12 protein-coding genes and 2 pseudogenes are annotated in these 10,122 nt (G+C 73.2%); 12 read left to right on the top strand and 2 right to left on the bottom strand.

All coding sequences use genetic code 11. The features are described from left to right. The 11 genes and pseudogenes from WEB03_RS16215 to WEB03_RS16165 form a co-directional block, all read left to right on the top strand. Positions 1-319 (top strand): annotated as a pseudogene (locus tag WEB03_RS16215) (hypothetical protein); the annotation flags it as partial. 455 nt (positions 320-774) lie between these two features. Next, a complete protein-coding gene (locus WEB03_RS16210) occupies positions 775-1,242 on the top strand; it encodes a hypothetical protein (protein ID WP_368071961.1) in 468 nt (155 codons plus the stop codon). After that, the gene (locus WEB03_RS16205) at positions 1,239-2,033 is read left to right on the top strand and encodes an inositol monophosphatase family protein (protein ID WP_368071960.1); all 795 of its coding nucleotides are present in this window, start codon (positions 1,239-1,241) and stop codon (positions 2,031-2,033) included. Before WEB03_RS16210 ends, WEB03_RS16205 begins: the two co-directional genes overlap by 4 nt. Positions 2,034-2,098: 65 nt before the next feature. Beyond that, positions 2,099-3,259 (top strand): RecB family exonuclease, encoded by a 1,161-nt coding sequence (locus tag WEB03_RS16200; RefSeq protein ID WP_368071959.1) that lies wholly within the window; start codon positions 2,099-2,101, stop codon positions 3,257-3,259. 75 nt (positions 3,260-3,334) lie between these two features. Further along, positions 3,335-3,769, top strand: coding sequence for an SRPBCC family protein (locus WEB03_RS16195; protein ID WP_368071958.1), 435 nt, complete (start codon positions 3,335-3,337; stop codon positions 3,767-3,769). Position 3,770: 1 nt separating this feature from the next. Next, the gene (locus WEB03_RS16190) at positions 3,771-4,100 is read left to right on the top strand and encodes a hypothetical protein (RefSeq protein ID WP_368071957.1); all 330 of its coding nucleotides are present in this window, start codon (positions 3,771-3,773) and stop codon (positions 4,098-4,100) included. A gap of 1 nt (position 4,101) precedes the next feature. Continuing rightward, the gene (locus WEB03_RS16185; RefSeq protein WP_368071956.1) at positions 4,102-4,392 is read left to right on the top strand and encodes an antitoxin Xre/MbcA/ParS toxin-binding domain-containing protein; all 291 of its coding nucleotides are present in this window, start codon (positions 4,102-4,104) and stop codon (positions 4,390-4,392) included. A 170-nt stretch (positions 4,393-4,562) separates the two neighbouring features. Next, the gene (locus WEB03_RS16180) at positions 4,563-4,868 is read left to right on the top strand and encodes a cold-shock protein (protein WP_368071955.1); all 306 of its coding nucleotides are present in this window, start codon (positions 4,563-4,565) and stop codon (positions 4,866-4,868) included. A 129-nt stretch (positions 4,869-4,997) separates the two neighbouring features. Then, positions 4,998-5,309: an ATP-dependent Clp protease adapter ClpS gene (gene clpS, locus WEB03_RS16175; protein ID WP_368071954.1), complete on the top strand. Its 312-nt coding sequence runs from the start codon at positions 4,998-5,000 to the stop codon at positions 5,307-5,309. 29 nt (positions 5,310-5,338) lie between these two features. Continuing rightward, complete coding sequence (locus WEB03_RS16170; protein ID WP_368071953.1) at positions 5,339-5,863, top strand: DUF2017 family protein; 525 nt, start codon at positions 5,339-5,341, stop codon at positions 5,861-5,863. 47 nt (positions 5,864-5,910) lie between these two features. Further along, entirely contained in the window at positions 5,911-6,900 is a 990-nt protein-coding gene (locus WEB03_RS16165) for an LLM class flavin-dependent oxidoreductase (RefSeq protein ID WP_368071952.1), read from the top strand. 33 nt (positions 6,901-6,933) lie between these two features. On the opposite strand, the gene murJ is transcribed toward WEB03_RS16165, so the two are convergent. Together murJ and WEB03_RS16155 are read right to left on the bottom strand one after the other, a co-directional pair. Continuing rightward, complete coding sequence (gene murJ, locus WEB03_RS16160; protein ID WP_368071951.1) at positions 6,934-8,595, bottom strand: murein biosynthesis integral membrane protein MurJ; 1,662 nt, start codon at positions 8,593-8,595, stop codon at positions 6,934-6,936. Further along, positions 8,592-9,467, bottom strand: coding sequence for a 5'-3' exonuclease H3TH domain-containing protein (locus tag WEB03_RS16155; protein WP_368071950.1), 876 nt, complete (start codon positions 9,465-9,467; stop codon positions 8,592-8,594). The genes murJ and WEB03_RS16155 overlap by 4 nt, the downstream gene beginning before the upstream one ends. Before the next feature lie 200 nt (positions 9,468-9,667). Between WEB03_RS16155 and WEB03_RS16150 the strand changes: the two are divergent. Then, a pseudogene (locus WEB03_RS16150) lies at positions 9,668-10,122 on the top strand (hypothetical protein); the annotation flags it as partial.

The raw sequence follows: 10,122 nt of genomic DNA, 5'->3' as shown, positions 1-10,122 counted from the left end.
CCGCCGCCACCACACCCTCGTGCACCGCCGCGGCTGGCACCAGACCCTCGACCCCGCCGGGACCTACCGGCTCCGCCGCCGCGGCCGGACCTGGACCACCCAGCCCCGCCACGACCAGCAGCTCCCACCCCCGGGCGACCCCGCCACCGCCACCTCCGCCCGCGCTGGGCCCGCCGCTACACGCGCCGGACCGGGAGCGGCACGTGCAGGACCCGGTGCTCCACACGCCGGGCCGGACCGCCCAGCCGCCGCTCGGCCGGAGGGTGGACGGCCACCCCCGGGACGGATCGACTCCTCGGAACCCGCCTTCCCGTTCTGACCCCACCTCGCGGCCCGTCCACCCGTCGCCTTCGCACGCCTCACCCGCCGACCACCCGGTCGCGCGGGCTCGAGGCGAGTTCCGAGGAGCTGAGGCATGGTTCGAGGCATCTGAGTCACGCCGGGGAGGTGGCGGACCGGCCGTGATCAGGCGCAGAGCGCCGCCGCGATCAGGAAGAGGACGCTGATCGACAGGATCCCGAGGATGCCGATCGGGAGGAACAGCCGCCCGGCGACCAGGAGCGCGGCCGGTCGTCTGCGCGGCTGCGCGACCGCGATGACGACAGCCGCCGCTCCCGCGGCGGCCCCGGGGTCCCGGGGTCCCGGGCGTGGTCACCCCCGACGGTCGTCGACGACGAGCGTGGACGCCCGGCGGTACCCTCGGCCGACCTTCCTGCGTCCCACCGTGGACCCTGGTCGCCCCGATCCAGCATTCCTATCCGCCGAGGAGCCCGCGTGGCCACCAAGATCGAGCTGCAGATCCCCGCCGAGCGTCAGAAGGCCGCCCAGGCCGCTGGCAACTTCGAGCTCGAGGACCTGCCGGGCCGGCTGGCCACCCCGGACGCGGCGGTCCGCGTCGGCAAGGCCCCCAAGCAGGACAAGGCGCTCAAGTCCGTCCGTTCCCTCAACGGCATCACCAAGCTGGTGCCGATGCAGGTGATCGCCAACTACGGCCGGTCCGAATCGCGCTGGGCCGCGGCGTACCAGAAGCGACGGGCCGGACACGCCGATTTCCAGGAGCTGCTGAGCTACGCGCGCCAGATCATCGGGCTCGACGCGGACGGCCAGATCCTCATCTGCCTCATGGGCCACGCCGGCCAGGGCCCGTGCATCCCGCTGTGGGTGCCGCGCGAGGAGGTCACCCTGACCGTCCAGCCCAACGACATCATCCTGCGGTTCAACGACCTCACCTTCGACTGGTGAGTTCCGAGCCGACGCCCGAGCAGCTCGCCGAGCTGGTCGGCTTCGCGCACCACCTGGCCGATCTCGCCGATGCCGTCACCCTGCCGGGCTTCTCGGCCACGGGTGAGGTCGAACGCAAGGGCGACGGCACCCCGGTGACGGCCTTCGATCGGGCGGCTGAACGAGCCATCCGGGGCGCGGTCCGGGACGCTCACCCCGGACACGCGTTCCTCGGTGAGGAGGACGGGCTCGAAGGTGACGAGCACGCGCCGCGGTGGGTCGTCGACCCGATCGACGGGACCAAGAACTACGTGCGCGGCAACCCCATCTGGGCCACGCTCATCGCCCTGCAGGTCGGTGGGCAGGAGGTGGTCGGCGTCGTGTCCGCCCCGGCGCTCGGCAGCCGCTGGGACGGGGTGCGTGGCGGGCACGCGCACCAGGACGGCCGGGTCATCCGCGTCAGCGACACCCCCCGCCTCGAGGACGCGGATGTCAGCTTCGGCGGCCTGTCGTACTTCGCTGACCGCGGGATGGCCGAACTGGTGCCCGACCTCGCGGCGAGGACCGCCCGACAGCGGGGCTACGGCGACTTCTGGCAGCACTGTCTCGTCGCCGCGGGGGCGTGCGACCTGGCCATCGAGGCGGAGGTGAGCCTCTGGGACCTCGCGGCGGTGAAGGTCGTGGTCGAGGCCGCCGGGGGGCGCTTCACCGACCTCGCCGGCGTGCCGACGGCCGACGGAGGCAGTGCGATCAGCTCGAACGGTCGCCTGCACGACGCGGTGCTCGAACGGATCGCCGCCGTCTCGGTCTGACCGCCGTCCACAGCTCGACGTGAGCTCCGCCGGCGCTGTCACACCCGCCGGTACCGTCAGCGGTGATGGACAACGACGCCGCACCCACCTCGCCCGGCCCCGACATCGTCGTCGGCTCGGCCGCCGGCGTCGGCGACGGCGACGCCACCGAGGCTGCCGCTCCCGGGGCGGAGGAGCCCGTCCCGCTGCAACTGCTCGACGTCGAGGGCGCGCCGCCGGGCACGTTCGGCGAGCTCGAACCGGCCCACCCGCCCCTGATCGACGCCGAGGGTCGCGTCCGGCTGTCGTTCTCCCGGATCGAGTCGTACACCAACTGTCCACGCAAGTTCCGCTACAGCTACGTCGACAAGCTCCCCGGGCGACCCGGTCCGCACCTGTCGTTCGGGTCGTCGATCCACAGCGCGCTCGAGGCGTTCTACGACCGCAAGCTGCCGGCCTGCCCGTCCGAGGACGAGCTACTCGGTTTCCTCTACGACGGGTGGGACCACTCGGGGTTCGCCGACCTGCCGCGCGAGGAGCAGCTCAGCTTCTACCGCCACGCCCAGCAGGTCCTGCGTCGCTACCACCACCGCGTCGTGGACCGGTACCGGCTGCCCGTCGCGACCGAGGCCTGGTTCGAGCTGCCGATCGGGTACGAGGCCACGGTCGTCGGTTCGATCGACCGCGTCGACGTCGACGACGACGGGCGCTTCCACGTCGTCGACTACAAGACCAACCGCAAGGTCAAGGACCGGGCGCGGGTCGCGAGCTCCCTCCAGCTGTCGATCTACGCGCTCGCCTGCCGCCACCTGTACGGGGCGCTGCCGGCGACCGTGAGCCTCGATTTCGTGGTTGCCGGCGTCGAGGTGGTCGCAACCCTCGACGAGCTCGACCTCGATGCCGCGCGTCAGGCGGTGCTCGACACGGCCGCCGCGGTCCGGGCCGAGGCCTACGAGCCGCGCCCGAACCCGCTGTGCGACTGGTGTGACTTCCGCGCGCTGTGCCCCGCGTGGGACACCGGCGACGGTGCCGACGCGCTCGGTCCCGCGATCGCCGAGCTCCGCGCGAAGCGACGGGCCCTCACCCGCGAGGTCGCCGAGCTGCGTGCGCTCGAGGTCGGCGTGGAACGCATCGCCGATGAGCTCGCCGCGCGCGAGTCGGCGACCGACCTGGCGGCCGACCCGGCGGCTGCCGACCCGTCGGCCACGGACGGGGTGGACGGTCACGCCGGAGCCCGACGGGGGTAGCATCCGCCGCGTCGCCGCGGGTGTGGTGGCCGATCCGTCCGATCGACGTCGGATGCCCGCTCAGGAGGTCCCTCGATGGGTCAACGCGTCAGCGAGACCACGACCATCGCGGCCCCGGCTGCCACCATCCTCGAGGTCATCACCGACCTCGAGAGCTACCCGGAGTGGGCCGAGGGCATGCTGGAGACCGAGGTGCTGTCGCGCGACGACCAGGGCCGGCCGGCCGAGGCACGGTTCCGCGTGGACGCCAAGGTCGCGGAGATCGCCTACACCCTCCGGTACAGCTACGACGCGGACTCGGTGAGCTGGACCCTCCTCGAGGGCGAGACCATCTCGCAGCTCGACGGTCGCTACGAGCTGCGCCCCACCGACGCGACGACCGAGGTCCGCTACGACCTCGAGGCCGACGTGGACATGCCGCTGCCGGGTTTCCTCAAGAAGCGTGCCGCCAAGCAGATCCTCGAGCAGGGGCTCGAGGGCTTGAAGCGTCGCGCGGAGGCCCGGGCCTGACGTGCCCCGCGACGAGGTCGAATCCGCCTACTTCACCCTCCTGCGGGCGCGGGACGAGGTCGTGGCGCTGACCCGGTACGGCGAGCTGCTCCACGACGAACAACGTCGCCTGCACCGGTTCCGGACCGAGGGCGCAGCGCTGCTCGCCGCCGTCGACCGCCGACTGTTGCGGGCCCTGCGTCACACCGACGGTCCGATCGACGAGGCCATCGATGCCCGGCTGGCGGTCATCGCCGACGAGCGCGCCCGCCTGCCCGAGCGGCTCGCCAGCGCCGAGGCGTTCGTCGTCGAGGCCGAGGCGGACCACGATGCCCTGCGACGGAGAGGCTGAGGTGTACCGCGACGATCCCCTCGACGATGAGGCCGAGCTGATCGCGATCGCCGGGGAGGACGCGGTCGAGACGCTGCGCGCAGGTCGCGACGAGCTCGATCGGGACCCCCTCGGGGTCGCCCTCGACGTGTTGCGCGTCCTCCAGGGGTGGGTCGACGACGATGCCGCAGGTCGCTGGTTGACCTCACCGCAACGGCGTCTCGAGTCCCGCACGCCGGTCCAAGCGCTCCGGGACGGGGCGTTCGAGGAGGTCGAGGACGCGGCTCAGGCGTGGGTCGCCGCGAACGCCTGACCGCGGTGCCGCCCACCTCCGCAGCGCGCGGCGGCGTGCGCGACCCGGGGGCTGCTCCGCTACGCTTCGGCGTCCGCGTGCCCGCGCGGCGCCTCCGTGCGCCCGTCGCCGCACCGCCTCGTCACCACCCCGTTCGCCCCCGTCTGCCCGACAGAGAGCTCGAGAGCCCCATGCCCACCGGTCGCGTCAAGATCTTCCACGCCGAGCGCAACTTCGGCTTCCTCACCACCGCCGATGGCGACGAGATCTACGTCGCCGCGTCCGAGGTCGAGGGTGGCTCGCTCCGCTCCGGCGACGAGGTCGAGTTCGAGGTCGCAGACGGTGAGGGTCGCAAGCGTGCCGCCACCGGCGTGACCGTCACCAAGTCGGCCCCCAGCGACAACCCGGTCGGCCGCACCATGGTCGCTCCGCCGATGTGGGACCAGCTCGAGGAGCGCGAGCGTCAGCGTCGCGCCGCACGTCGCCGCCGGCGCTGATCGACCGGTACCGCCGCACGACCCGCCCTGGTGGCGGGTCGTCGCCGTCACGGGCCCCTCGTCCCGGTCACGGGGCAGCGCTACCGTGGGTGTGTCGTCGGACCCGAACCAGCCGCTGGAGCGTGCGTCGTGACCCCGTCCCTCGCCGGGCCCGCCTCCGCACCGGTGCGTGAGCGCGAGACCGATACGACCGAGCGGGTCCTGCCCGACGCGCCGTGGGACGTCATCGTCTGGGACGACCCGGTCAACCTGATGTCCTACGTGGTGTTCGTGCTGCGGCGGGTCTTCGGCTTCTCCGAGCCGGTGGCTCGCAAGCTCATGCTCGAGGTGCACACCAAAGGACGATCCCTGGTGGCCTCCGAGCCGCGTGAACAGGCGGAACGGTACGTCTCGGAGCTGCACGGCTACGGCCTGCAGGCGACGATGGAGCGCTCATCCTGACCCGGCCGTTCCGCCGCCACGGCGCCACCGTGCGCTGGACCCTCGACGAGGTCGAGGCGGAGCTGCTGCGCACGCTGATCGCGTCCCTGGCGGAGGTCCTCGCCGGCGCCGACCCGAGGGACGTCGCCGTGCAGCGCCTGTTCCCGCGGACGGTCACCGGGGACGACGACGCGGACGCCGAGCTGCGGGGGCTGATCCACGAGGATCTCGCCGGTGTGAAGCGCGCTGGCCTGGACGCCCTCGCCGCCTTGCTCGATGGCGGGAGCCGACGGGGAGCCGGCCTGCGGGTCGAGCTGTCACCCGACGACACCCTGCTCGTGCTGGGCGTCCTCAACGACGTCCGGCTCGCGATCGGCGCCCGGATCGGGATCGAGCAGCTCGACCGTGACGACGTCGACCCGGACTCCTCGCTCGGTCACCGGCTCGCGGTGATGGACCACCTCGGTCTGTGGCAGGAGATGCTCCTGGCGATCGTCGACCCCCCGGCCGTCCGGATCCACGACCTCGACCTGCCGGACGACCTCGGCCCCACGGAGCACGGACCGGACACGTAGGGTCGGCGGGCCGCCGTCCGAGCGGCGGCGGACATCGAGGAGCACGCGTGGACGTCGGCATCGGCATCTCCGAGGACCTTCCCGTCGCGGTCCAGCAGCAGCTCGCTGTCGACGTCGAGGGCGCCGGGTTCCGGTCGCTGTGGACCAACGAGGCGGCGGGACGTGACGCCCTGCTGCTCTGCCAGGCCTGGGCAGCCGCGACCACCACCCTCGAGGTCGGGGTCGGCGTCGTCCCGCTGTGGACCCGGTCTCCCGCCCAGCTGGCGATGGCCTGCGCGACGCTGCAGGAGGCCTCCGGCGGCCGGTTCGTGCTGGGGCTCGGGGTCTCCCACCCGGCCACGATGGGGCCGTGGCACGGCGCCGACTTCCGAGCTCCCCGGACCGCAGCTGCGGAGACGCTGGAGATCCTGTCGCAGCTCGAGGCCGGGGACACCGCTGACGTCGACGGTGAGGTGATGCGCTCGAAGCGGTTCCGTCTGCAGCTGACCCCGCGACCGCCCGCGACCACGCGCCTGCTCGCCGCGATGGGGCCCCGGATGCTCCAGCTGGCGGGTTCGGCCGCCGACGGGGTCCTGCTGAACTGGTCCAGCACCGGCGAGGTGGCTCGCGCGGGTGAGCGCGTGCGTGCCGCCCGAGGCGCAGCCGGCCGCGATCCTGACGACGCCCAGGTCGTCACCTACGTCCGTGTCGCCGTCGCCGACGACCGGGACGCCGCCGTCGCGGCGCTCGCCCGCGAGATCGCGACGTACGCGGCCCTACCCGCCTACGCGGCGCACTTCGAGCGGCAGGGCTTCGGTGACGCGGTCGAACGGGTCAAGGCTGCGCACAAGGCGGGTGCCGATGCCGCCGGCAAGGCCGAAGCCCTCGGGGCGGACGCGCTGGGCCAGCTCGGGTGGGCCGGCACGCCGGACGACGACCCGGGTTCGGCGCTCGACACGTACCGGGAAGTGGGGCTCGACCATCTCGTGGCCCGCGTCGTGGTGGTCGGCGACGACCCGGCCGCATCGGTCCACCAGGTGGTCCGCGCGCTCGGGTGATCGCGCCCCCACCGTGCGCGCGAGCCCGGTCGATCAGCCTGCGCTGCGACGCTTGGCGCTGTCGAGCAGTTCACGCGCCTCAGGGACGCCCGCCGCGAGGGTGACGGCGAGGTAGACCGACCCCACGAGGCCGAGGGCCAGCACCGCCTCGACGCGCATCGGCAGCTCGAGCTCAGCGATCAGGGTACGGGCACCGAGCGCGGCGACGGCGGCAGCGCCAGCTGCCACCAGCAGCGACCGGAGGTGAGGTCCACCGAGGCGCGGGCGACCGAAGACGATGCCGACGCGGATCCGCAGCAGGGTCAGCTCGAACCACGCGCCCACGGCCGCGCCGAGGGCGAGCCCCGCCGCGCCGAGCCGCAACAGGTTGCCGCCCTCGGCCGTCTGCCCAGCGACGCGCCCCACGACCTCGAACCCCGCGGAGGTCGCCTGCACGGCGTCGAGCGGGAACATGATGGCCACACCGACGAGCGTCGACAGGATCACCCGCAGCACCCCGTAGATGGCCGGGCTGCGGGCGTCGCCGACCCCGTACAGGGCCGACTGCAGCAGCCGTGACGAGGTGCTGGCGAGCATGCCCAGGCTGTAGGCCGCCAGGATGGTGCCGACCTGGACCGCGGTGTCGTCGGTGAACCGACCACCCGAGTAGATGAGCGCCACGACCTGGTCACCGAGGAGCAGGAACGCCACCGAGCTCGGCACGACGAAGAAGGCGACCCGTCCGAGCCCACCCTCGAGCCGGGTGACCACCGAGTCGCGGTCGCCGTGGTCCATGGTCGACAGCTCGGGGAGCTCGGCCGCGGCGACGCTCATGCCGAACAGGCTGATGGGCAGCAGGTAGAGCACCTGCGCGAACCCGAGCGCGGCCACGGCGCCACCGGCGAGCAACGACGCGACGAACAGGTCCACGTATCCGGCCAGCTGGACGCCACCTCGGCCGGCCACCACCGCGCCGAAACGCCGGATGACCTCGTCGACCCCAGGGACGGACCGCGAGAGCGAGAGCCGTAGGCCGGGGGAGCGGCGCAGGACCGGCCCGACCTGCACCAGGAACTGCAGCACCGAGCCGACGAGCGCACCCCACCCGAGCGCGGTGGCGAGCGCGACCTCCTCGGCGGTCACGAGGTAGGTGGCGACCATCGCGGTGATGATCGCGGTGTTCCAGACCACCGGGGCGACGTAGGACAAGAAGAAGCGCCGGTGGGAGTTGAGGATGCCGAGACACCAGGCGGACAGGACGAGGAACCCGACGCCCGGGGTGATGATGCGCACGAGGCTGACCGTGAGCTCGTAGCGCTCGCTGCCCGGCTCGAAACCGAAGGCGATCACCCGGACGAGGGGGCCGGCGAAGACGACGCCGATGAGGACGATGACGGTGGTCACCGCGATCAGCAGCCCCGCGATGGCGCCGGCGAGCCGTCCCGCGTCCTCCTCGCGGCCGCGGGCCAGCATCCCGCTGTACACCGGGATGAACGAGGCGGACAGCACGCCCTCGCCGAGGAGGTTCTGCAGCACGTTCGGGATGCGCAGCGCCGCCCGGAAGGCGTCGGTCCCGACCCCGACACCGAGCAGCCGGGCCATCACCGCCTCCCGGAGCAGCCCGGAGATGCGTGACAGCAGGATGCCCGCCGCCACCAGGGTCGAGCTGCGGCGCAGCGATGAGCCCCCGGACGTGGGCTGAGCGGGATCGGTCACGCCCAACGCTGTGGTCGGTCGCGGAGGGTGTCGGCGCCGAGGTCGTCGCACCAGGCGTGGAAGCGGTCGCGCGGGACGCCACGCCAGGCCAGATCGTCGAGGTCCTCCCCGAGCGGCACGTCCCGGTCCAGGGTCGCGAGCTCGCGGTAGAGCAGCGCGTCGCCCCGCCGCTCCGCCAAGGTCGCTGCCAGACGCGTGGCCCCGCGCACGTCGACGTCCCAGTGCATGCCGAGCTCGGGGATGTCCTCGAGGTGCGGGTAGCGGGTCAGGACCGCGGCGGCACCCTTCGCGCCGAAGCCGGGCAGCCCGGGGATCCCGTCCGCGGTGTCACCGACGAGGGCGAGGTAGTCCGGCACCGACGGGGGGCGCACGCCGAGCCGTGCGACGACGCCGGCCTCGTCGTAGTACTTGTCCCGTGACCGGTCGACCTGGACGATCTGCTCGCCGGCGACGACCTGGCCGAGGTCCTTGTCCGGGGTCAGGATGCGGACCTGCTCGACCGCATCCGCCCAACGGACCGCTGCGGTCGCCATCGCGTCGTCGGCCTCGTGGTGGTCCATGGACCAGACCACGACGCCGAGCGCCGCGACCGCTCGCTCCACGTCGTCGAACTGCGCCAGCAGGACCGGATCCACCCCGCTGCCGTCCTTGTAACCGGGGAAGCGCTCGTTGCGCCACGACTCGATCGGGTTGTCGAACGCGACGGCGATGTGGCTGACGGCTTCGTCCTCGTCGCTGAGCAGCCCGAGCAACGACGACACCAGGCCGACCGTGGCCTTCACATCGCGCCCGTCCGGACCCTGCCGGTCGGGGCGCTTGCTGAAGTGGGCACGGAACAGCTCGTAGGTGCCGTCCACCAGGTGCAGCCGCACGCGCGACCCTCTCGTCTCGCCGCGCGGGGACGCTAGCTGTTGTGTCCCGCACGGACAGGACCCGGCGAGCACCGCCCGCGTCGCACCCCGTCGCTACCGTGCGTCGTCGCCGTCGTCGCCGTCGTCGCCGTCGTCGCCGTCGTCGCCGTCGGCGGCGGCGGCTCAGGCGGGAGTCGAGAGGGAGTCGAGAGGGCGTCGCGGTGGTCGAGCGGGACGATGCGGGACGCGCGGCGTCGACGCGTCGACTGGCGCGCCTGCACCGCGTCGAGCGGGACGCGGCGCTCGATGGTCTCGCGCGTGCCCCGCAACCCGTCCCCGCCTCGGCGTGGTTGTTGCCCGACCCGGACCGGGCCGACCCGGACGGCGTCGTCGGCGTCGGTGCCGACCTCGCCCCGGGCACCCTGGTCGACGCCTACCGACGTGGGCTCTTCCCGTGGCCCCACCCCGGCGTCCCGCTCCCGTGGTTCTCGCCCGACCCGCGCGGTGTCGTCCGCGCCGACTCCCTGCACCTGTCCCGGTCCCTGCGTCGGCGGTTGCGGACCTGCGGGTGGACCACCACGGTCGATGCGGCGTTCCGCGACGTGGTCGCCGGGTGCGCCGCCGACCCTGGCGACGGGCAGGGCAGCTGGATCACCCGCCCCATGGCCCGCCCCTA

The organism is Nitriliruptor sp. (genome assembly GCF_040882075.1).
GTDB lineage: Bacteria > Actinomycetota > Nitriliruptoria > Nitriliruptorales > Nitriliruptoraceae > Nitriliruptor.
The sequence above is the reverse complement of the archived record's forward strand: the minus strand, read 5'-3'. Positions and strand labels throughout refer to the sequence as shown.